Genomic DNA, 20,073 nt, shown 5'->3' with positions numbered 1-20,073 from the left:
GGCCTGTTTCTGCGGGGTTCGCATCCGGCTGCCGCAGCAGCCCCCGCAACGGATCGTGCCGGGCTGGCACCACTACTGCCCGGAATGTCTGTGCTTTCTGATCGCTGCCAGTGACCGCCCCCTGGCGAGCCCACTGAACACCTACGAGCCCTGGCTGTGCGAGCTGGCCGCGTTGGAGGGCGACGAGCCGGACACGGACGGCCCGGACGCGGAGGTCTTCTCTTTCTCGCGGCATATGTGGGTGGCCAGTGTGTACGAGTCCCGCTGGCATGCCTACCTGTCTTGGCGGGTTGTGGGGGCTTGGCCGGTGGGGTGTGTGGGCACGTGTGTCGTGGGGGGCCGTTTCATGGTCGGATCGCGGCGCGTGCTCTCCGCCAGTGGGGGCGTGGTCCGTGTGAGCCGTGTCCGCACGTGTTGGGGTATCTGCCCCCGTCGGTGGGGTGGCGGGGTGTTCGCCCGGTGAGTCGCTGGTCCGCACCGCCGCCGGGTGTGTGATCAGCCCGGTGCCGCCTGAGCTTCCCTCCCCCGTCAGGTGGCACCACCACCCCGGCCGGGCACCCCGAGCCCGGCCGGGGCGTGTCCCGTAGTCGAGACGTGAGCGAGGACGCCCCATGCTTCAACGGTTCGTGGTTTTTCTGGTCACGGTGGGAATTGTTTTCTATCTCGGGTACTGCGTCGGGCTGGACGGAACTCTGGGGTATCCGGTCTGGAGTCCGAACATCATGGTCCTGTTCGACCGGTGACCGGCGCACAGTCGGACACCCCGATGTGCAGGGAGCGCGTCCATGCCCCGACCCTCACCGGTGACCACGATCGTGCTGCGCGAATGCGCCGGAGCAGGCCTGGCCGTGGCCGGTTTCGCCTACAGCACCTGGGTCACCCTGATCATGCTGGCCGACCTGCTCGGCCACCTCACCCAGCCGGGCCAGATCCGGTTGGGCCAGCACGCCCTACTGGCCGGGCTGGACTGCCTGGCCTGGTGGACCGGCATCGCCGGACTCCGCCTCGGCCAATGGCGCGCCAAGAAAACCACCACCCTCGGCCTGGCCCTACCGGTGGTCTACACCCTCGAACTCACCCTGCTGGCCCTGGCCGTGCATCTCGCCTGACAACCCAGAGGCGGTGTCGTCTGGTGGGAGAGGGGCCAAACCATACCTCCCCAATCACGGGGTGACTTCATGGACAGGAGACCAGTCATGCTGGAGGAGATTCGCGGCCGGTTACAACAGGTCATCGACACCGCGCCCGCCGGCGAGCTGCAAGCCGTGCGGACCACGCTCGAGGAGCTGCGGGGACAGCTACACCAGGTCGCTGGGACCAGCACGAACGAGGACGTGCAGCAAGCGTTGCACCTGTTCGGTCTCGCGGTCGAGAAGGCCGGTGAGGCCGCGCAGGCAGTGATGCAGGCCGCCGAGCACGTCCGCTCGTTCTCCGCCGTGCTGTGAAAGAGGCCTGGCATGTCCCACGTGGAAGAGGTGGGCAACACCCTCGCCGCCGTGCTCGGACGAGTACCTCCCGAACAGCTGCACCGGGTGTGGGCCTGGATCGAGGAGTACGCCCTGCCCACCCTGGCCGAGATCGGCCCAGGCAGCAGCTCGGCCGAGCTGGCCCAGGCCGTGACGCTGTTCCAGCACGCCCGTGAGCTCGTCGACGAGGTGCTGGGGCTGTGCGGGCATTCCCACCAACACCTGGTGAGCTACCTCGCCACCCTCGGCATCAGCGGCGAGCAGCCCCCACCGAGCCTGCCGCACCCCTCCACACTGGGCCGCGTCCCCACCGACGCGGCCCGGGACCGCTCCTGGGGCGAACGGGTGCGCGAGCGGCTGCCCGACTACACCGGCGGACAAACCACCGGGCTGGTCTCCGACCGGGACGGCACCGAACTCACCGAAACCAGCGGACGCGAAGACATCTCCGAACGCGCCCGACTCACCCTGCACAACTCCCCCGTGTTCCCGGCCGACGACCGTGGTGCTCCCGCCGTGTACACCCACGTGGAAACGAAATACGCCCCACGGATGAAGGAACGCGGACAGACCTACGGCGTCATCGTGCTGAACAATCGTATGTGTCCCGGTAAACAGAACTGCGAGGCCGCCGTGGCCGCCGTGGCCGCGATTCTGCCTCAGGGGTCCACGTTGGTGGTATGGCAGCCCGGCGCGTCGCAGCCGAAAGAGATCCACGGAAAGGCCCGCCCATGACCGTAGCCACTGGCACCGTCGTCACCGCCATCCTCGGTCACGAGTTCCACTATGCCCGCACCCCCGAGGAAACCGCCGAGCTCGTCGAGGCCGTCCTCCGCACCCGGTACTCGCAGGTCTATGTGTGGGACCGGCCGTGCCTGTCGTTCGACCACGACGGTGGACCCCAGTTCCCCGGGGGGCACCGGATGCGCATCACGGCTGACTCCGCGAGAGGCTGGGTCGCCCTGAACTACATGGACGCCCGGCCCGGAACAGGGGAGCAGGGACAACTCGCCGACTCCCACAACCCGCAGGCCACTGCGGACACCCCGGCTTTGTTGTTCGACCCCGAGGGCGACCTGTGGTTCCCCGCCTCGGCCTCCCTGCCGCTCGACCAGGCACGCCAGGCCATCACCGAGTACTGCCGCACCGGACAACGCCCGAGCTGTGTGCAATGGCAACCCGGCTACTGGTACTGACCGCCGCTGCTTTCCGAACCAACAGTGATTCCCACAGCGGGAAAGTATTGTTAAGATCGCAGGTCACCAAGAGTGCTCCCCGCAGGCGCGGGGATGGACCTTGTTCGAGGGCTTCGCCGACGGTTTTCAGTTCGTGCTCCCCGCAGGCGCGGGGCCGTGGTGGGCCGGTTTTAGGCAAAATCGGGACATGTACCCCGCGTAGACGGGGGACTCGGTGGTTGGGGAGGGGAAGTGTGTGGCGACACGCCGGGAGGTTCCCAAGCCTCTGCTCGGCGTGTCGGTCACGGATCGGTCACAGCCGGGATGTGGATATCCCGGACATCCCTGCTCATCTGCCGTGGCGCCAGCCCTTCGGGGCTGGCGAGGATCGCAACGCGGGAGGCCCAGGAGCGGTCGCGGCCGTGCAGCTCGTGGCGCCAGCCCTTCGGGGCTGGCGAGGATCGCAACCGTGGCGGTGTCCCAGTCCCCGGCAAGCCAGGCGTCCCGGTGGCGCCAGCCCTTCGGGGCTGGCGAGGATCGCAACCGCACCCCCACAGGGGTCCTCGCGAACACCCCCACAGGTGGCGCCAGCCCTTCGGGGCTGGCGAGGATCGCAACGCGTTGGTGGCGCTGGGGCTGGTGCTGCTGTCCCGGTGGCGCCAGCCCTTCGGGGCTGGCGAGGATCGCAACCAGCTTTTGCGTGCTGACCTGGGAAAACTCGACCTTGTGGCGCCAGCCCTGCGGGGCTGGCGAGGATCGCAACGGGGAAGCGACGCTGTACGAGTACAAGAAGTGCACCGAGTGGCGCCAGCCCTTCGGGGCTGGCGAGGATCGCAACGGGTTCAGCCCGACCGTTTCCCACTTGGCGCCGCCCTGTGGCGCCAGCCCTTCGGGGCTGGCGCGGGTCGCAATCGGCCCGCTGGTCAGTGACCCCGGCTGGCCGGACTCACCCGGTGGGGCTGGGCTCGGTGACCCGTTCCACGACCCCTTTCTCCAGGGTGACCCGCACGCAGGCGGCGGCCAGTCGGGCCAGCTGGGAGTCGTCGACCAGCTCCGCCAGCCGCGCCGCCTCGGTGGGCAGCCCCACCCGTCCGGCACCGGTCAGCGCCTTCTTGTCGAAGTAGGGACGCAGCTCCGGCCACACCTCCTGCGCCTCGCGGCAGAAGATCTCGGCCCCCACCGGCCCCAGCCGGGGGAACTCCCGCAGTCCGGCGCGCAGCTCGCGGACGTCGCCGTCGGCCTGCCGCCGCAGCCGCCGCAGATCGCCCCCGTACTTGGTGCGCAGCAGCTCGGCCCCCTCACCCAGGGCGGTGGCGGTGCTCTCGTCGTAGCGCACGTAGTGCCCCCTGCCCAGGGCGTCCACCCGTTGCTGCCACCCGGCGGCCAGCATCCGCTCGGCAGTGCCGAACTCGGCCAGCTCCCGGCAGGCGGCCACCGCTATGTCGGCCTTGATCCTGGTGGACAGCAGCACCGAGAGCACCAGCAGGCGGTACAGCGGCGCGGGCTGGTCGCGCAGCACGATCCCCGCCTGGGCCGCGTAGGTGGTGCCCGCGACCTCCAGCAGTCGGGTGGCGGTCTCCCGTTCGGACATCACACCTCCCGTTCCCGCGTTCCGGAATCCTCGACAATCCTCGACGCCCACAGCGGTACCCGCTCCGCCAGGCGGGAACACGGAGCGGCGCCACCGCGCGGGCGCTAGCGCTCCTTGAGGCCGGGCAGCACCTCGTTGGCGACCTCCTCCAGGATCGACTCCCTGCCCTCGAACGGCGCCTCGGTGCGGGGCCAGTGCACCAGCACGTCGGTGAACCCCAGCTCGGAGGCCCGGCCCAGCACGTCCCGGAAGTGCTCGACGCTGGACAGCGCGTAGGACGGCCCCGCGTCGGCGTTGAGGTAGCGCGGCACCCGGCCCGGCACCCTGCCCTGCTCCCGCAGGGCCTCGTCGAAGCGTTCGGTGTTGTCCCGCAGACCACGCCACCAGGCGGCGCTCTCGGTGACCTCGGTTCCCGGCGGCCGTCCCTCGGTGACCCACCCGTTGCCGAAACGCGCGGCCACCCGCATGGAGTGGTTCCCCTCGGCGGCCACCACGAAGGGAACCCGGGGGGTTTGCACGCAGCCCGGCGCGCGGCGCGCCTCGACCGCCGTGTAGTACGTCCCGTGGAACTCGGTGCTGTCCGAGGTGAGGATGCCGTCCAGCAGTTCCACGAACTCCGCGAAACGCTCCACCCGCTGTCCCGCGGACAGTGGCTCCTCCCCGAAGACCCGCGCGTCGAAGCCCGGGCTGCCCGCGCCGAGGCCGAGCAGGAACCGTCCGTCGCTGACGTCGTCCAGCGCCGTCACCTCCCTGGTGAAGTGCACCGGATGCCGGAAGTTGGGGGAACTCACCAGCGTGCCCAGCTTGATCCGTGAGGTCACGGTCGCCGCCGCCGTGAGGGCGGGCACCGCGTCGAACCAGGGTTTGTCCACCAGCTCCCCCCAGCCCACGTGGTCGTAGGTCCAGGCGTGGTCGAAGCCGTACTCCTCGGCCATCCGCCACAGGGGTTCGGCGGCCCACCAACGATGTTCGGGCAGAATCACTATCCCAACGCGCACACACGTGACCGTATACGCTCACCCGCCTCGGCTACGAGAGGTAGGCGCCGCGTCGACGCAACGTGCGGCGACAGTGTTACGGATCGCGTTCCACGCACCCCGCTGCCCAGGCATCATGGGGGAGTGCGTCAACCGTGTCTCGTAGCCTCCGACCTCGACGGAACCCTGCTCGATCCCTCTGAGCGAGTGAGTGCCCGCACCGCTGAGCGCGCCCGGGCGGTGGACGCGGCGGGCGTGCCGCTGGTGCTGGTCACCGGGCGGCCTCCCCGGTGGGTGCCGCGCATCGTCGGGGAGCTGGGTGTGGCGGGGCCGGTGGTGTGCTCCAACGGGGCGGTGCACTACGACGCGGCCACCGACACCGTCGTGGGTTCCCACCCGCTCGGCCCGGAGACACTGCGCGCGGCCACCGGCGCGCTCCGGCGTGCCCTGCCCGGGTGCTCCTTCGGGGTGGAGCGTTCCACCGGTGCCGCGCGGGACCGCGTCGACGAGCAGTTCCTGGGCGAGCCGGACTTCCACCGGTGCTGGCCGAACCCCGACCTGCGGGTCGCCCCGCTCGAGGAGTTCGTGAACACGGCCGCCGACAAACTGTTGGTGCTGCACGAACACATGGACAGCGCCCGGATGGCGGCGGTGGCCGAGCGGGTGCTGGGGGACGGGGTGCGGGTCACCTACTCGACCGGTTCCGGGCTGCTGGAGCTGTCCGCGGCCGGGGTGGACAAGGCCAGCGGCCTGGCCCGGGTGGCCGGGCGGTTGGGTGTGGCCGCCGAGGACGTGCTGGCCTTCGGGGACATGCCCAACGACGTCCCGATGCTGGAGTGGGCTGGTCACGGGGTGGCCATGGGCAACGCGCACCCGGAGGTGCGGCAGACGGCCGACGAGGTGACCGCGGACAACGCGGCCGACGGGGTCGCCGCCGTGCTGGAGCGCTGGTGGTAACGCCACCCGTCACCGGGTGACGGTGCCCGTGGCGGGCCGCCCGGCGCCGGGGTGTTCTCCGCGTTCACCCGGCCCGGTCGGCCGCGTGCTCGCGGATCCGGTCGAGTCGCGCGTACAGGTGCTCGCCGGGGCAGGAGGTCTCGCCGACGTCGCGGTGGGAGAAGATCCGGGGCAGTCGCACCTCGGTGCCCTCCGGATACCTGTTGCCCTGGCCGCCGCCCGAGACGAGGGTGGTCCGCCCCAGCGGGTCCCTGCCGGTGGTGCCCAGTTTCCATCCCGCCACGTCCCCGGCGGCGCGCAACGCCCGCTCGGAGGGCACGGCGGTCCGGAAGTCGCCGATCAGCGCCACCCCGAAGGTCTGCGCGTTGAACCCCCGGGTGTGGCCGCCGACCACGTGCCGGTCCAACCCGTCGGTGCGGCCCTCGAACAGCGTGCCGCACTTGTCCACCAGCACCTGGTAGCCGATGTCACCCCAGCCCAGCTCCACCGCGTGGTAGTGGTAGATGCCCCGCACGACCCGGGCCGAGTCGGCGCAGGTGTAGTCGTTCGTCTCCACCGTGTGGTGGATCACGGCGGCCCGGGTGGTGGCGGCGTACTCCGGGGGCCAGCGCATCACGCTCTCGTCGGCTCCCCACTCGGCTCTGGTGACCACGGGTGGGCGGGGCCCGCGCGGTTCCGGTGCGGTCTCCACGGGGGTGGCAGCCGGGCTGATCGCGATCAGGCGCAGGCGCCCGGTCACGTCCCGACCCGCCCGCTGGGCCCGGATCCGGACGGTGGTGGTGGGGCCGATCCAGCGGGCCCGGGTCGCCGCCGGTGGGGCGGTGTCGGTCGGGGCGTCCCGCCCGAGTGGGGTCAGTCGCTGCCACTCGCCCGGCCCGTCCGGCCGGTGGGGGCGCAGGAGCATCCGGTCCGGGGCGGGGCCGCTCCAGGTGAGCGCCACCATGCTGAACGGTTTTTCGGTGCGCACGGTGCGCGTGGCGGGTTCGGCCCGACTCCTGGGGGCCGTGGACAGGTCCACCCGCTCGGCCGTGGTGCGGTCCGGGTCCGTTCGGGCCGGGTCCTGCTGTCGTTCCGTGGTCGCTGCCGTGAGCAGTGCCGTGGTGGTCAGCACCACGGTCGCGGTGGCCAGTGCGCGGAACATGCGGCACCTCGTTCTGCGGAACCGGTGGACGGTTGGTTCCGGCGAGTATGGGACCGGGGCGTGGTGTGCGCTCGCTGGACGCGGATCGGGAGGGGGGCTCGCGCCGCGGGCCCGGGCGGTGACCCGGCAGGGCAAGCGTGGTTCACCCGGGCGTGTGGGGAGCGAGGCCGTTGTCGTGACGCGGCGCAGTCCCCGCCGCCCGCGTGGTGGAACTCGTCAAGCTACCCTCGCGGCTGTGAGCTTCGGAGGCTATGACCTGATCATCGTAGGTTCGGGATTTTTCGGACTTACCGTCGCTGAACGTGCCGCCAGCCAGCTGAACAAGCGGGTGCTGGTGTTGGAGAGAAGGCACCACATCGGGGGGAACGCCTACTCCGAGGCCGAGCCGGAAACGGGAATCGAGGTGCATCGCTACGGTGCCCACCTTTTCCACACCTCGAACAAGCGGGTCTGGGACTATGTGAATCTCTTTACGGATTTCACGGACTACCAGCACCGGGTCTTCACCCGTTACCAGGGACAGATCTATTCGTTCCCGATGAATCTCGGGCTGATCTGCCAGTTCTTCGGACGCGCCTTCACCCCCGACGAGGCGAAGGCCCTGGTCGCGGAGCAGGCGGCCGAGATCGACACCGCCGAGGCCACCAATCTCGAGGAAAAGGCGATCTCGCTGATCGGCAGGCCGCTCTACGAGGCGTTCGTGCGCGGTTACACGGCCAAACAGTGGCAGACCGACCCCAAGGAACTGCCCGCCAGCAACATCACCCGCCTGCCGGTGCGCTACACCTTCAACAACCGCTATTTCAGTGACACCTACGAGGGCCTGCCGGTGGACGGGTACACCGCCTGGCTGCGTCGGATGGCCGACCACCCCAACATCGAGGTGCGGCTGGACACCGACTACTTCGAGGTGCGCGACCAGCTGCCCGAGGTGCCGGTGGTCTACACCGGGCCGCTGGACGGCTACTTCGACTACTCCGCGGGCAGGCTCGGCTGGCGCACCCTCGACTTCGAGACCGAGGTGGTGCACACCGGGGACTTCCAGGGCACCCCGGTGATGAACTACGCGGACGAGGAGGTCCCGTACACGCGGATCCACGAGTTCCGGCACTTCCACCCCGAACGGGACTACTATCCCAAGGACAGGACCGTGATCGTCCGGGAGTACTCGCGCTTCGCGGACAGCGGCGACGAGCCCTACTACCCGATCAACACGTCCGAGGACCGGGCGAAGCTGGAGACCTATCGCGAACTCGCCAAACGGGAGGCGAAGGAGCGCAAGGTGCTCTTCGGCGGCAGGTTGGGTACCTACAAGTACCTGGACATGCACATGGCGATCGGTTCGGCGCTGAGCATGTTCGACAACAAGGTTTCCCCCTACTTCACCGAGGGCCGCTCGTTGGACGGCTCGATGGAGGACTGACGTGACTGACCGGACTACCCCAGCCGAATCGGAACCGACGGGCTCACCGGCCACGGAGACGGAGCCCACGCCGGCGGAATCCCAGCGGGAACACGGCGAGGCCGGTTCCGCGGCGGAGTCGGCCCGGGAGCAGGCCGCCTCCGCGGAGGGAGGCGACGAGACGCCAGCTCCGGAGACGTTCGACTCGCCCGAGGCGGGGGAGAGCAAGCTGAGTGACTCGGCCACGGTACGTACCGGCCACCGGAAGGTGAGCCCCACCCAGATGTTGCAGCGGGTGCTGCTGCCCAGGGCCGAGGACCCGCTCGACGCCCGCCCGCTGTACCTGGACGAGCCGAGCGAGGTGTCCCAGCGGGCCACCGTGCTCTCGCGCCGCTCGGTGCGGATCCCGGCCAACTCCAGGGTCTCCTTCGCCTCGTACTTCAACGCCTTCCCGGCCAGCTACTGGAAGCGCTGGACCCGCCTGGACGAGGTGGTGCTGCGGCTGAAGGCACGCGGCTCGGGGCGGCTGGACGTCTACCGCTCCAAGCCCGACGGGGACGTCGTCCACCTGGAGGGCACCCGGGTGTCCTCCCCGAAGTCGTGGCGCTGGCTGGAGTTCCGGATCTCGCTCAGACCGTTCGAGGACGGCGGCTGGATCTGGTTCGACCTGTTCACCAACGAGGGCGAACTGGAGATCGACGAGGCCGCCTGGACCACCGACCTCGCCCTGCCCCGCCAGCGCGTCGTGGTGGGCACCACCACGATGCGCCCCGCCGACTGCGTGCAGACCCTGCGCACGCTGGGCGAGGACAGCCAGGTGCTCGACCTCGTCGAACGGGTGGTCGTGGCCGACCAGGGCGGGCAGAAGATCCGCGAGACCGAGGGCTTCGACGAGGCGGCCCAACGGATCGGGGACAAGCTGCACGTCATCGAACAGCCCAACCTCGGCGGCTCCGGCGGGTTCACCCGCGTGATGTACGAGGGGGTGTACAACTCCGACGCCGAGCAGGTGATGCTGTTCGACGACGACATCGCGCTGGAACCGGACGGGGTGCTGCGGGCCAACGCCTTCGCCCGTGCCTCGGTGCGCCCGGTCATCGTCGGCGGGCACATGCTCAACCTCCAGGCCCGCTCCCGACTGCACACCATGGGCGAGGTGGTCGACCTGGGCGCCGCGATGTGGCGCGCCGCCCCCGGAGCCGCCACCGACCACGACTTCGCCACGTACCCGCTGCGCAAGAGCAGCAAGCTGCACAAACTGATCCACTCCACCTACAACGGCTGGTGGATGTGCCTGTTCCCCCGCGAGGTCATCGAGAACACCGGACTGCCGCTGCCGCTGTTCCTCAAGTGGGACGACGCCGAGTACCACGTCCGGGCCGGGGAGCACGGCTACCCCACGGTCTCGCTTCCCGGGGCGGCGGTGTGGCACATGCCGTGGACCGACAAGAACGACGCCACGGACTGGACCGCCTACTTCCACACCCGCAACCGGCTGATCCTCGCCGCGCTGCACAGCCCGGACTCGGTGCGCAGGAACCTGCTCAAGCAGAGCTTCAAGCTCACCCTGCGGCACCTGTTCTCGATGGAGTACTCGACCGTCGCGATCCAGCTCAAGGCCGTGGAGGACTTCCTGGCGGGCCCACGGGGGCTGTTCGAGAGCCTACGCACGGCGCTGCCCGAGGTGCGCCGGATCAGGGAGGACTACGACGACGCGCGCACCTACTCCTCGGCGGGGGAGCTGCCGCCGCCCACGGCCGACCCGATCATGGCCGAGCGGCTGCTGGACCCGCCGGTGCGCACCAGCCGGATCGCGCGGCGTGCCTCGAAGGCGCTGCTGCACAACCTCAAACAGCCCTCCGCCGAGGCCCGGCGTCGTCCCCAGCTCAACATCCCCTCGCAGAGCGCGCGGTGGTTCCTGCTGGGCGCGCTGGACAGCGCCACCGTCTCCACCGCCGACGGCAGCGGGACCGCCTTCCGGCGACGCGACCCGGAGGAGTTCCGCAGGCTCGGACTCAGGGCCGTGGCAGACTACCGCAGGCTGGTCCGTGAGTGGCCGAGTCTGCGGGAGGCGTATCGTTCCGCCCTGCCGGAGCTGACCAGCCCGGAGTCGTGGAAGCAGATGTACGAGTGAGTGCGGCGGCCATCCGGGAGCGGCGGCGCCCGCCCGGAGGGAACCCGTTCCCGGATGGCCGTGTCGTCGAGTACCGCCCGCGGCCGAGAGCACGGAAGACCCCGCCGGTGGGCGCGACAACCTCCGTGCCGCCGCCCGAGAGGAAGCCGGAGAAGAAGTGGACGCAGAGCTGACCACCGCGCCCGCCGCCGACGAGACCGAGCTGGAGGACTCGCGGCGGCAGCCGCCACGCGAGGTCACGCCCGAGACCGTGGCCGTGCGGGGCGTGCAGGAGGTGCTGGCCAAGCAACCTGTGGTTACGGTCGCCAGAGGTATGTCGAAGTTCGGTGACCACGCGATCGGATGGCTGGCCCTGGGCGCGCTCGGGGCGTTGTTCGACCGGGGACGCCGTGCCGAGTGGGTGGCCTCGGCAGCCGGGGTGGCCGCCGCGCACGGCGCTTCCATCGCGGTCAAGCGGGCGGTGCGGCGCAGCAGACCCGGAGACCCGGGGGTGCGGGTGCTGGTGAGCACCCCGAGCAGGCTGAGCTTCCCCTCCTCGCACGCGACCTCGACGACGACCGCGGCCGCGCTCTACGGCAGGTTGCTCGGCCGTCGACTGAGCCCGGTCCTGGTGCCACCGATGCTGGTCAGCAGGCTGGTGCTCGGCGTGCACTATCCGAGCGACGTGGCCGCCGGCTCCACGCTCGGCGGTGTCGTGGCGTGGGGAGTACGTCGCCACCTCGAACGGCGGAGGAACCGTGGCTGACAACAACGAGACCGGTTTTCAGCTCGACGAGGAGCCCACCGCGTCCCCGGAACGCGGACACCGGGCCGAGGAACGGGACGAGTCGGCGGGACACGGCGGCACGAAGCTGGCCACCGAACCGGGCGCCGACGGAACGGGTGCCTCCACCAACGGCGGGGGGCCCACGCGGCAGACACGGGAGACCGAGCGGCGGATCGAGACCGACTCGGAAGGGGTCATCGGCTCCGAGGCCGGAGGCGAGGCCGCCGCGCTGGAGGACGACGCCCAGGCCTCCGGGAAACGGGAGGGCACGGACAAGGCCTCCGAGGCCTACCACGCGAGGGTGGTCGCCGCGGCGGGAACCCTGCCCGGGCTGCTCAACGGGCTGGTCCGCGAGCTGCGCCCCAAGCAGTGGGTCAAGAACATCCTCGTGCTGGCCGCCCCGTTCACCGCCGGGGCGCTGCTGCGGGGGCCGGTGCTGCTGGACGCGGCGATGGCCTTCGTGGTGTTCTCCATGGCCGCCTCCGGGATCTACTTCGTCAACGACGCGATCGACGTCGAGTCCGACCGGGCGCATCCCACCAAACGCAACCGCCCCATCGCCGCCGGGCTGGTCCCGCTGCCGGTGGCCTACGCCGTGTCCGGACTGCTGCTGGTCGGCTCGCTGGCCCTCTCGGCACTGGTGAGTATGCCGCTGCTGGCGGTGATGGCCGTCTACGTGGGCGTGCAGCTGGGCTACTGCTTCGGACTCAAACACCAGCCGGTGATCGACCTGTGCATCGTGGCCTCCGGCTTCCTGCTGCGCGCCGTGGCCGGGGGCGCCGCCGCCGGGCTGGTGATCACCCAGTGGTTCTACATCGTGGTGGCGTTCGGTTCGTTGTTCATGGTGGCCGGCAAACGCTACGCCGAGGTCAAACTGGCCAACGAGACCGGTGCCAAGATCCGTAAGTCGCTGCGGGCCTACTCCGCCTCCTACCTGAGGTTCGTGTGGGCGATCTCGGCGGCGATCATGATCATGTCCTACAGCCTGTGGGCCTACGACATCCAGCACCAGGACAACTCCCGGTGGGGGATCATCTCCATCATCCCCTTCGTGATCGGCATCCTGCGCTACGCCGTGGACGTGGACAAGGGAGTGGCCGGCGAACCCGAGGAGGTGGCGCTCAAGGACCGGGTGCTGCTGCTGCTGTTCGGGATGCTGGCGGGATTCCTGTTCCTGGCCTTCTACCTGTAGTCGTTGCCGTGGGGGAACCGGTTGGTGCCGGGGCGGGGAACACCGAACCCGGCCGGGACGTCGCGGGCACGGCCGGGTTCCGTGTCACGGGCTCACCCACCCTGGGGCGAGCGCGTGGTTCACTCCCGCTCGTCGACCACGGGCAGCGAACGTCCCCCGGTGACGCGGACGAGTTCGTCGTGGGTGGTGGGGAAGACAGTGCGCGGGGTGCCTCCGGCGGCCCACACACGCGGGTAGTCGGCCAGCGCGCCGTCCACCAGCGTCGGCAGCGGCTCGGGGTGGCCGAGGGGGGCGACCCCGCCGATGGCCTGCCCGGTGACGCGGCGCACCCGCTCGGGTTTGGCCTGCTCCAGCGGTGCCCAGCCGAGCTGTTCGGCCAACCACCGCGTGTCGACCCGGTGGCGGCCGCTGGCCAGCACCAGCACCGGCTGGTCGGCGGACAGGAACACGAGACTGGCGACGATGGCCCCGATCTCGCAGCCCAACGTGGCGGCGGCGTCGGCGGCGGTGCGGGTCGAACCGGACATCTCCCGGATCTCGCCGGGGACACCGACCGAGCGCAGCGCCCGGGCCACCTCCTTGCTGCGTTCCGGCAGCATCTCCTCCGGCGGGACGCTCGTCTCCGACTGCACCTGTGAACCTCCCTGGTCTCTGCTGGTCTCGGCCTCTGCCGGTTCGACCCGCGACGACGGGTGCACGTTAGCGCACCATACTGTTGTGGTGAACGATTCGAGTGGGCGTGGTGGCCGTGGTGAACCCCTCGTGCGGCTGTGGGGGCCGCCGGCGACGCGCTGGTTCACCGACGAGGACGTCTCACGCGAGGAACTGGCCGGGATCTTCGAGGTGGCCCGGTGGACGGGTTCGGCCCGCAACCGCCAGCCGTGGCGGCTGCACACCGTGCGGGAGGCCGGGCTGCGTGCCGAGCTCAGCCGCTGCGGGGACTACGCGCTGCACCTGCGGGCGGCGCCGGTGGTGGTGCTGCTGGCCCTGGACCGGCGCTGGGCCGACGCCGAGTTCGACGGGGGCAGGATCGCGCAGGTGATCATGACGGCCGCGCGGGCCGTTGGGTTGGGCAGCTGTCCCGCCACGTTCTTTCCCGCGGACAACGTCGAGCGGGTCACCGCCCTGGCCGGCTTCACAGAGCCCTGGTCGGTGCGGACCGGCATCGCCCTCGGCAGGCCCGCACCCGCGCCCCGGGGGCGCTCGGCGGTGCCCACCGGGCGGCTGCCGCTGGAGCGGATCTGGTCGGGGGAGTGAGAGGCGGTTCCGGTGGGCGTGGCTCAGTCCACCACGTGCGGGCTCAGGCCATGTGCTTTGTGCATGTCCTCGGCGAACTCCTCCTCCGGCGTAGCGGGGTACGTAGGCGTGCCACCAGGGGTGGTGTTCGGGGGCTGTGGCTTCGTCGTTCCGGGGACGCGGGTGGGGATTCTTTCCGAGAAACGAGACCGGTCTCCGGACGAGATGGTCCCGGCCGGGGTGAAGCGAGCTTCACCGGTCCGCCCCGCCGATCGGCACGGTCAGTCCTGTTGTGTTCGAGGGTCGCGGAATTCTTTCTTTTTCTTTCTTGTTTCCTTTACGAGGCTCACGACGGCGAAAGGGATGGTTAAAATGGTGATCACTGAAATTGAGGTGAAGACCGTGAGCTCCCTTGAGCTGAAAGTGCTCGTTCCTGTCAGCATCGCCGACAAAGGGTAAACGCCGTTTACTATCGATCCGATCACCAGTGAGATCAGGGCCATGGTTGCCGACAAAACCGGCCTGGGTTTCACGGGGAACCTTTCTGCTCGGATGTCGGTACGTTCGTGTCCGACATACTGGTTGTGAGGAGGTTTCGTAAACCGGATTTTCCGGCGTCACCGGAGGAGCTCTCCGATTCCGTGGTCGGGTTTTTGTTGGTCTTTGCCCGGTGTGTCCCACCTTCTCTCGGGGTTTCCCCTTCTTCTCATGACCACGACGAGGATTCCCTGTGAGGAAACAAGAATACCTCCGGTGAGGATCGTGTAGTAACCTTGCGACGCAGCAATAATTGCTGCCGCGTAATCCAGGATCATCGCCGCGAAGCCAAGTATTTATCCCCGTTTGAATCCGCTCACAGTCTCCCTTCCCGGTACGGAAGTGCGTGAGCTCGTGACCTGCCCCGTTGTTCGTGTCATGACCGACAGGAGCCGCACGTGGGTCCACAGGGTGCTAGTCCTGGGGCATGTGCTCCTCCCACAGATGGGCGGGAGGGCCGTGTACGGCGCGCACGAGCAGTTCGGTCGCGTCTCCCGCGGCGGCGGGCTCGTGTGGTCGCCAGCGGATCACTGTTTCCTCGTCGTTGGCTGTGGCCCAGGGGCGGGTGTCGCTGTACCACATTCCGCCTTCCAGGGAGGTCATTACGCTGTCCAACATCCGCTGGCGGTCTCTGTCGAGGGTGGGTATCGACATCCGTGCCCGGTGGTTGTCGGTGTCGAGCCGCAGGGTTCGCTCGGGGATCGCTGGCGTCGGTCCGCTGGAGACACGCGACCGGAGCTCGTCGGTCAGGGACCGCAACGTCTCCTCGGCAGTGGTGGGCTCGCAGCACCGCACGTCGGCGTGGACGACGACCCAGACCTGGGCCATGGTCTCCGTCATGTCACCGAGTACCTCCAGGAACTCCTCTTGTTCTTCCTCGGTGAGTTCGTCGGCGGGCGGATCGTCGAGATTCTCGGGCTCGTCGTCCTGTTCCCGTGAGGTGTCGTTCTCGACGACTCCGAGGGGATCGGCTCCGAGCCGGACGTAGATGCCCTCGGTTCGCCGGGCGGCGCCCGACTCCCGTTCGGGGTGATGGTCCTTCGCCATGACGAGAGGTTCGGATCCCCGCCGGTCGAGGACGACGCTGTCCTCGGCTAATCCGGAAAAGCGCGCCACCCGTCGGGCGACCGAGAGCATACTCGTCTCCGGGGCGACGTTCCCGTCTCCGGCGACGGTGTGGATCAGTGCCGCGTGATAGCCCTCTTCGGGGCGAGTCCCGGCGGGCAGCAGCTCGACCGCCTTCGTGTCCAGTTCGCGCAGTGGATGCCGTATCAGGCCGACGGCCGCGCTCAGGTCCGCCGCGGCCAGCCACAGTTGCAGACGCACCACCACCTCGTCCGGGCTGTGGGCGGTGTTCCGGAACACGGAGTGCACACGTGTGGCATCATCCAGAGCGTTCTCGCGGAGAGGGTACTCCGCTGCCACGTACTTCTCGCGTGCCCAGTTCGCGGTGAACCCCGAGATCGAGGACACGGTCACTCCCGCCTTCGGGAGGAAGCGGATCGGTGCCACCAGGTCGGCGAAAGTCCCTCCTTCGTCCTCGAAGATCTCGTAGCGATGCTCGGAGAACTCGAACCTTTCGAGAGCGGGGTAGGCGGCGGAAAGCAGGCATTCGCCGAGGGAGGAATCCTGATCTGTGAGCGACGGGGAAGAGATGTGCGAACTGAACCGAAGTGCGCTCCTCTCGTCAGCGTTGTATTCGGCACGCAGCGCCGGAAAACCGATCCCCTCGGCCAGAAGGCAAGATTTTTCCACGGTTTCGACCAGCGTGTCGGTGTCGGTTTCTAATTCTACCCACGTCACCACGTGGTTTTCGTCGAAATACACTGATCCTCCTGTAGAGCGGCTTGGATGAAGTAATGCGATATCGTCGTTTGAATATTTTTCCGATCGTATCAGGAATCGAGGCGCGGGAGGGCGCAGAGATGGTGGGCTACCGCGAGCCACCGGGGCGATGATGTCCCACCCCGGTGGCCCACAGGTCGGGAACCTCCGTCGTCAGTCCACCACGTGCAGGCTCAGGCCATGTGCTTTGTGCATGTCCTCGGCGAACTCCTCCTCCGGCGTAGCGGGGTACGTAGGCGTGCCACCAGGGGTGGTGTTCGGGGGATCCGGATCGGTTGTTCGTGCAGGATGGCTCGGAGGCGCTGGTCGGCCTCGGCGACTTCCCTACGCAGCCACTCGATCTCGGGGAAGCTGTTGAGCCGTGGGTCGTTCAGGGCGTCCTCGAGAAGGTCCCGGTTCTGGAGGTCGAAGGCGTACTCGAATTCGTTGTCGTCGTAGCCTTCCTCGCACAGGGCGACGAAGTTCTGCCAGTCGCTGAGTGCGTCCTCCGGATCATAAATCTTCTCTTCTCCCCGCCTGACGAGGAACTCGTGGAATCGTGTGGTGAAGTCCGCGCTGTCTGTCATGCTGTGTCTCCGGTGCGGTGGATGAGGGGTGCGGTTCGAGGTCGTGGGTGGATCCTGCCTCCCGCGAGTCCGGGTTCATTCGTTCGTGGACGAGGTGTTCGGAACCCATTTCAGCAGCATCCGCGCCGTCGTGCCGATCAGGATCGCCACGGGTCCCACGACGGCGATTCCTGCGGGTGCCGTACCGAACCTCCGAGAACGCCACAGCACACCAACGCCCAGCAGGTCGAGGACCGCCAGGGCCAACACCGTCCCGAATCCGGTTTTCGACAGAACCCCCGACGACTCATTGCGGTTCAAGGGAATTCCCGTTCTACGGGGAGATAATTCCGAGGTTCGTCTTCTCCTGGGATCTCGGATTGCAGGGCCGCCGGGGCAGCGGTGTGTCACCCCGGCGGCCCTGATTCAGGGACGATCAGCGCTCAGTCGACGACGTGCAGGGTCACTCCATACAGCTCCTGGATGTCCTCGGCGAACTCTCTTCCGCCGTAGTAAGGCACGTAGGCGCGCCACCAAGGGTGGTGCTCGGGGTCGTCGACCGGTTGTTCGTGCAGGATCCGGCGGAAGCGTTCGTCAATCTCGGCCACTTCCCGGCGCAGCCACTCAATCCCGGGAAGGCGGTTGAGCTCCGGATCGTCCAACGCCCGCTCGAGGATGTCTCGGACCACGATGTCGTTGTAGTACTCGTACTGGTTGTCGTCGTAGCCTTCCTCGCAGCCTTGGACGAACAAACGCCACCCTCTCAATACGCTTTCCGGTTCCGCCTGGTTCCAAGCACCTTTTTCTCGCAGGATTTCGATAAATCGTGATACGAATTCGTTTTCTTTGTTCATTTTATTTGCTTTTCAAAGTATTTTATGGGATCGTCTGGTTTGAAGAATATTTTTATTGTTCCGTCGGATTTCTTTACTCCGAAGTATCCAGTTTCTTTGTCCAAGCGAAGGATATCACCATTATTTCTTGTATGTTCTCGCACTGCTTTATTGGGGTTGTTCTTCAGTAGTTTCTGTGCTTCCTCTCTGTATTGACGTAAGGACATCATGGGCATGTCTGCATTGTCTTTTTCTTTGGCGATTTTTCCGTTTCTTTCTATCTTTATATTTCTGACATGTTTCAAGTAGTGCCGGAAAAGTGCTTTACCGGATCTGAACTCTGGAAGGTTTTTTTCCTGGAATTTTACAGGAACTCTCGAGATGTTCTTGGGTTCGCCTCTGCGTTGCAGGCCCATTGCTCTCAAGGCGGGTCTCAGGGCGGCCCTGAGCAGGCGTCCTACTCCGAGGCCTGCTTCTTTGGGGAGTGTTACAGAGACAACGTCAGATAGAGTAAGATTTTCTATTAGCTTGACCTTTAGATCATTTCCGCATGCCTTTGAATGGGAAAAGCAGTACGAGGTCAGTAGGGCTGCTGTGCCATCCTTTCCTTTCTCTTCGATGGTTTTCCAGTCTAGTCTGTTGTTGCCGATCCAGATATCCAGGTCGAAGGCCAGTGACTCGCAGGATCCGGTTCCGATGTTATCGGGAAGTTCTATCCCGTTCAGATAGCATGTCCCGTTCACCCTAGCGACTACGGTGGAGTTTTCGAACTGTTTGGCCGGGATTCCCTGTTCCGCCTCGCCGTTCTTGATGGCGTCGCGGATGGCTTGCTCTTCTTCGCGCTGTTTTCTCAGTGAGGTCTGTAGCGCCTCCAACGCGGCATCCGCTGCTGCTTTGGCATCTTGGCCCGCTTCGCGAGCGGATCGGCGTGCCCGGGAAGCCGCCCCGTAGGCATCACGAGAATAACTACGGGCTTCCTGAGCGGCACTGTTGGCCGTGGCCACCGAAACAGCCGCTTGTTCGGCTGAATTCCGGGCGTTCTCAGCTGACTTCTGCGCGGTTTTTGCCGCCCGCGCCGCTCTGTCCGCGGACTCTCGGGCTTCTCGTGCTGATTGTTGGGCCTGCTCGGCGTACTGAGCCGCCTGGTCTGCGGAGTCCTGAGCCTGCTGTGCGTACTGGGCCGCTTCCTCGGCCGCGTCCCGGACCTTGGCCGCTGACTGGGCCGCCTTGTATGCGTGTTGTTGTGCCTCAGCGGCGGCCTCCATACCGCGTTTCACCAGTCGCTGCATCTCGGCGTGGTGCACAGTGGCTCGGGAGTCGCGTTCCTTGGCCAGGTGCTGACCGACATCCAGGAAGTTCCGCAGGAACTCCGGTGGCCCGTTCAGCGCTGCCTGACCGGTGGCTTCCAGCCGTGGCCCGCCACTGTCCATGATGCGCAGCACATTGATGCGGTTGTCGTGCTCACGGGCCTCGTACTGGCCGTGCTCCAGAAACTTCTCGACGTCGGCATGGGTGCCGTCCAGGGCCTCGTTGGCCGCTTTCTTCACCGTCGGCCCGGTGGCGTTGGCCAGGATCTGGGTGGCACGCAGCCGGTCGTCGTCCTCTTCACCGGGATAGTCCTGGTTTCTCAGGAACTCCCGGAGTTCCTCGTGGGATCCTCCGAGGGCCTCTTTCGCGGCTTCGCGCAACGCTTTCGGCTCGCCGGTATCAACGATGTGGTTGACCCGTTCCCAGTCGTCCTGTTTCGCGGCGGCTTCTCTGCCATGGTTCACCCATTGCCGTATGTCGGCGTCGGTGCCGCTCAGAGCATGCTGGGCTGCCTGCTTGGTCCAGGGACCGCCGGTGGTCATGAGGTTGACCGCAGCCTGCCGTCCCTTGCGAACCACCGTTTCCGCATCGGCGTCCGGATCCGTGGCAGCGTCGAGGAGTCGCCGAGTTTCCGCGTCGACGCGGGTTTCCTCGGCCTCCTTCCACTCGGTGTGGTTCTGTTCCTCCTCATACCTCTCGGCGGCTTCCTTGGCCTCGGCGATGGCTTCTTGCTTGTTCGCGCGGATGCGTTGGGCTTCCGCTTCCCGGGCCAACTCGACGACCTTCTTGGCCTGCTTCGCCGCGTCCGTGGCCGTCTTCGCCGCCTCGATGGCCGCGTTGGCGTGCTGGGTGGCCCGTTGTGCGGCGTCCTCCGCTTCACCCGCGTGCTCAGCTGCCTCCTCGGCCGCGGCAGCGGCGTTTCGGGCGTGCTGGGCCGCTGAACCCACCACCCCCACCACCGCCACCGT

General features: G+C 67.6%; 22 protein-coding genes, 1 pseudogene and 1 CRISPR repeat array. Of the genes and pseudogenes, 12 read left to right on the top strand and 11 right to left on the bottom strand.

The window, feature by feature from the left end; translation table 11 throughout:
* The 6 genes and pseudogenes from ACTMO_RS23335 to ACTMO_RS0117600 all read left to right on the top strand — a co-directional run.
* Positions 1-463: pseudogene (locus tag ACTMO_RS23335) on the top strand (hypothetical protein); the annotation flags it as partial.
* A 148-nt stretch (positions 464-611) separates the two neighbouring features.
* On the top strand, positions 612-743 hold the full coding sequence (locus ACTMO_RS23965) for a hypothetical protein (RefSeq protein WP_019856002.1): 132 nt from the start codon (positions 612-614) through the stop codon (positions 741-743).
* A 42-nt stretch (positions 744-785) separates the two neighbouring features.
* Entirely contained in the window at positions 786-1,109 is a 324-nt protein-coding gene (locus ACTMO_RS0117615) for a hypothetical protein (RefSeq protein WP_084792214.1), read from the top strand.
* 69 nt (positions 1,110-1,178) lie between these two features.
* Positions 1,179-1,445, top strand: coding sequence for a hypothetical protein (locus ACTMO_RS0117610; RefSeq protein ID WP_245556225.1), 267 nt, complete (start codon positions 1,179-1,181; stop codon positions 1,443-1,445).
* 12 nt (positions 1,446-1,457) lie between these two features.
* A complete protein-coding gene (locus ACTMO_RS0117605; RefSeq protein ID WP_019855999.1) occupies positions 1,458-2,201 on the top strand; it encodes a DddA-like double-stranded DNA deaminase toxin in 744 nt (247 codons plus the stop codon).
* Entirely contained in the window at positions 2,198-2,662 is a 465-nt protein-coding gene (locus ACTMO_RS0117600; RefSeq protein WP_019855998.1) for an Imm1 family immunity protein, read from the top strand. Before ACTMO_RS0117605 ends, ACTMO_RS0117600 begins: the two co-directional genes overlap by 4 nt.
* A gap of 336 nt (positions 2,663-2,998) precedes the next feature.
* A CRISPR array of direct repeats spans positions 2,999-3,553; the repeat unit is 38 nt; unit sequence GGTGGCGCCAGCCCTTCGGGGCTGGCGAGGATCGCAAC.
* Positions 3,554-3,587: 34 nt separating this feature from the next.
* On the opposite strand, the gene ACTMO_RS22585 is transcribed toward ACTMO_RS0117600, so the two are convergent.
* Complete coding sequence (locus ACTMO_RS22585) at positions 3,588-4,232, bottom strand: hypothetical protein (protein ID WP_026449363.1); 645 nt, start codon at positions 4,230-4,232, stop codon at positions 3,588-3,590.
* 104 nt (positions 4,233-4,336) lie between these two features.
* The gene (locus tag ACTMO_RS0117590; RefSeq protein ID WP_019855997.1) at positions 4,337-5,215 is read right to left on the bottom strand and encodes an LLM class flavin-dependent oxidoreductase; all 879 of its coding nucleotides are present in this window, start codon (positions 5,213-5,215) and stop codon (positions 4,337-4,339) included.
* Positions 5,216-5,353: 138 nt separating this feature from the next.
* Here ACTMO_RS0117590 and ACTMO_RS0117585 point away from each other — a divergent pair, with 138 nt between their 5' ends.
* On the top strand, positions 5,354-6,166 hold the full coding sequence (locus ACTMO_RS0117585; protein WP_026449361.1) for an HAD family hydrolase: 813 nt from the start codon (positions 5,354-5,356) through the stop codon (positions 6,164-6,166).
* A 64-nt stretch (positions 6,167-6,230) separates the two neighbouring features.
* Here ACTMO_RS0117585 and ACTMO_RS0117580 read toward each other — a convergent pair whose 3' ends face one another.
* Positions 6,231-7,307, bottom strand: coding sequence for a peptidoglycan recognition protein family protein (locus ACTMO_RS0117580; protein ID WP_019855995.1), 1,077 nt, complete (start codon positions 7,305-7,307; stop codon positions 6,231-6,233).
* 235 nt (positions 7,308-7,542) lie between these two features.
* Between ACTMO_RS0117580 and glf the strand changes: the two genes are divergently transcribed.
* The 4 genes from glf to ACTMO_RS0117560 all read left to right on the top strand — a co-directional run bounded on the left by glf (position 7,543) and on the right by ACTMO_RS0117560 (position 12,801).
* Complete coding sequence (gene glf / locus ACTMO_RS0117575; RefSeq protein WP_019855994.1) at positions 7,543-8,730, top strand: UDP-galactopyranose mutase; 1,188 nt, start codon at positions 7,543-7,545, stop codon at positions 8,728-8,730.
* Between the two features lies 1 nt (position 8,731).
* Positions 8,732-10,843: a glycosyltransferase gene (locus tag ACTMO_RS0117570; RefSeq protein WP_019855993.1), complete on the top strand. Its 2,112-nt coding sequence runs from the start codon at positions 8,732-8,734 to the stop codon at positions 10,841-10,843.
* Between the two features lie 157 nt (positions 10,844-11,000).
* On the top strand, positions 11,001-11,588 hold the full coding sequence (locus ACTMO_RS0117565) for a phosphatase PAP2 family protein (RefSeq protein WP_019855992.1): 588 nt from the start codon (positions 11,001-11,003) through the stop codon (positions 11,586-11,588).
* Entirely contained in the window at positions 11,581-12,801 is a 1,221-nt protein-coding gene (locus tag ACTMO_RS0117560) for a decaprenyl-phosphate phosphoribosyltransferase (protein ID WP_019855991.1), read from the top strand. The genes ACTMO_RS0117565 and ACTMO_RS0117560 overlap by 8 nt, the downstream gene beginning before the upstream one ends.
* Before the next feature lie 119 nt (positions 12,802-12,920).
* Here the strand turns inward: ACTMO_RS0117560 and ACTMO_RS0117555 are convergent, their stop codons facing one another.
* Positions 12,921-13,400 (bottom strand): YbaK/EbsC family protein, encoded by a 480-nt coding sequence (locus tag ACTMO_RS0117555; RefSeq protein WP_051099354.1) that lies wholly within the window; start codon positions 13,398-13,400, stop codon positions 12,921-12,923.
* 121 nt (positions 13,401-13,521) lie between these two features.
* Between ACTMO_RS0117555 and ACTMO_RS0117550 the strand changes: the two genes are divergently transcribed.
* Positions 13,522-14,058 (top strand): nitroreductase family protein, encoded by a 537-nt coding sequence (locus ACTMO_RS0117550; protein WP_033402050.1) that lies wholly within the window; start codon positions 13,522-13,524, stop codon positions 14,056-14,058.
* A 260-nt stretch (positions 14,059-14,318) separates the two neighbouring features.
* Here ACTMO_RS0117550 and ACTMO_RS23130 read toward each other — a convergent pair whose 3' ends face one another.
* From ACTMO_RS23130 to ACTMO_RS22580, 7 genes are all read right to left on the bottom strand, one after another.
* On the bottom strand, positions 14,319-14,570 hold the full coding sequence (locus tag ACTMO_RS23130; protein WP_157062939.1) for a hypothetical protein: 252 nt from the start codon (positions 14,568-14,570) through the stop codon (positions 14,319-14,321).
* A gap of 84 nt (positions 14,571-14,654) precedes the next feature.
* Positions 14,655-14,852, bottom strand: a complete 198-nt coding sequence (locus ACTMO_RS23125) for a hypothetical protein (RefSeq protein WP_157062938.1) — start codon at positions 14,850-14,852, stop codon at positions 14,655-14,657.
* A gap of 136 nt (positions 14,853-14,988) precedes the next feature.
* Positions 14,989-16,401 carry a hypothetical protein gene (locus tag ACTMO_RS0117540; RefSeq protein WP_019855988.1) on the bottom strand — a complete coding sequence of 471 codons (1,413 nt, stop codon included), beginning with the start codon at positions 16,399-16,401 and terminating at the stop codon, positions 14,989-14,991.
* A 191-nt stretch (positions 16,402-16,592) separates the two neighbouring features.
* Positions 16,593-16,985, bottom strand: coding sequence for a hypothetical protein (locus tag ACTMO_RS0117535; RefSeq protein WP_019855987.1), 393 nt, complete (start codon positions 16,983-16,985; stop codon positions 16,593-16,595).
* Positions 16,986-17,060: 75 nt separating this feature from the next.
* Positions 17,061-17,285 (bottom strand): hypothetical protein, encoded by a 225-nt coding sequence (locus tag ACTMO_RS0117530; protein WP_019855986.1) that lies wholly within the window; start codon positions 17,283-17,285, stop codon positions 17,061-17,063.
* A gap of 122 nt (positions 17,286-17,407) precedes the next feature.
* Positions 17,408-17,818, bottom strand: a complete 411-nt coding sequence (locus ACTMO_RS0117525) for a hypothetical protein (protein WP_026449360.1) — start codon at positions 17,816-17,818, stop codon at positions 17,408-17,410.
* Complete coding sequence (locus ACTMO_RS22580) at positions 17,815-20,061, bottom strand: ALF repeat-containing protein (protein WP_169509081.1); 2,247 nt, start codon at positions 20,059-20,061, stop codon at positions 17,815-17,817. The genes ACTMO_RS0117525 and ACTMO_RS22580 overlap by 4 nt, the downstream gene beginning before the upstream one ends.
* Positions 20,062-20,073 lie beyond the last annotated feature (12 nt).

The sequence above is a fragment of the Actinopolyspora mortivallis DSM 44261 genome (assembly GCF_000384035.1).
GTDB lineage: Bacteria > Actinomycetota > Actinomycetes > Mycobacteriales > Pseudonocardiaceae > Actinopolyspora > Actinopolyspora mortivallis.
This window is presented reverse-complemented; position numbering and strand designations above follow the sequence as displayed.

What these genes read in the sequence shown, in the direction of transcription:
- ACTMO_RS23965 (WP_019856002.1), top strand. Translation starts at nt 612, where the DNA reads ATGCTTCAACGGTTCGTGGTTTTTCTGGTCACGGTGGGAATTGTTTTC.
- ACTMO_RS0117615 (WP_084792214.1), top strand. Translation starts at nt 786, where the DNA reads ATGCCCCGACCCTCACCGGTGACCACGATCGTGCTGCGCGAATGCGCC.
- ACTMO_RS0117610 (WP_245556225.1), top strand. Translation starts at nt 1,179, where the DNA reads ATGGACAGGAGACCAGTCATGCTGGAGGAGATTCGCGGCCGGTTACAA.
- ACTMO_RS0117605 (WP_019855999.1), top strand. Translation starts at nt 1,458, where the DNA reads ATGTCCCACGTGGAAGAGGTGGGCAACACCCTCGCCGCCGTGCTCGGA.
- ACTMO_RS0117600 (WP_019855998.1), top strand. Translation starts at nt 2,198, where the DNA reads ATGACCGTAGCCACTGGCACCGTCGTCACCGCCATCCTCGGTCACGAG.
- ACTMO_RS22585 (WP_026449363.1), bottom strand. Translation starts at nt 4,232, where the DNA reads ATGTCCGAACGGGAGACCGCCACCCGACTGCTGGAGGTCGCGGGCACC.
- ACTMO_RS0117580 (WP_019855995.1), bottom strand. Translation starts at nt 7,307, where the DNA reads ATGTTCCGCGCACTGGCCACCGCGACCGTGGTGCTGACCACCACGGCA.
- ACTMO_RS0117555 (WP_051099354.1), bottom strand. Translation starts at nt 13,400, where the DNA reads ATGCTGCCGGAACGCAGCAAGGAGGTGGCCCGGGCGCTGCGCTCGGTC.
- ACTMO_RS23125 (WP_157062938.1), bottom strand. Translation starts at nt 14,852, where the DNA reads ATGATCCTGGATTACGCGGCAGCAATTATTGCTGCGTCGCAAGGTTAC.
- ACTMO_RS0117535 (WP_019855987.1), bottom strand. Translation starts at nt 16,985, where the DNA reads ATGACAGACAGCGCGGACTTCACCACACGATTCCACGAGTTCCTCGTC.
- ACTMO_RS0117525 (WP_026449360.1), bottom strand. Translation starts at nt 17,818, where the DNA reads ATGAACAAAGAAAACGAATTCGTATCACGATTTATCGAAATCCTGCGA.